This window comes from Sporosarcina aquimarina, assembly GCF_023715615.1.
GTDB lineage: Bacteria > Bacillota > Bacilli > Bacillales_A > Planococcaceae > Sporosarcina > Sporosarcina aquimarina_A.
Window position 1 is genome coordinate 1 of the sequence record NZ_JAMBOM010000028.1, and the last position, 385, is coordinate 385.

The 385-nt window shown below is 42.3% G+C and carries 2 rRNA genes; both read right to left on the bottom strand.

Annotation, left to right across the window (positions count from 1 at the left end):
• Position 1 precedes the first annotated feature (1 nt).
• Positions 2 to 117: ribosomal RNA gene (gene rrf, locus M3197_RS17245) — 5S ribosomal RNA — on the bottom strand.
• A 155-nt stretch (positions 118 to 272) separates the two neighbouring features.
• Positions 273 to 385 (bottom strand): 23S ribosomal RNA (locus tag M3197_RS17250); the annotation flags it as partial.

Below are 385 nucleotides of genomic sequence, written 5' to 3' on the forward strand. Positions count from 1 at the left end.
TGCCTGGCAACGTCCTACTCTCACAGGGGGAAGCCCCCTACTACCATCGGCGCTGAAGAACTTAACTTCCGTGTTCGGTATGGGAACGGGTGTGACCTCTTCGCCATCATTACCAGACAAGTGTGCTTGTCTTTTTTCAAAGACAATTTATATTATATACTACAAACTATGTAATATACAAGTCTTTTTTTGAAAGAACAATTTGTTCATTCAAAACTGGATAAAACCAACATTGAAAACTCAAGACAGCCTTACGGCTCTCTAACTATAATTTGGGAAAGTCCTCGATCGATTAGTATCTGTCAGCTCCACATGTCGCCATGCTTCCACACCAGACCTATCCACCTCATCATCTTTGAGGGATCTTACTTACTTGCGTAATGGG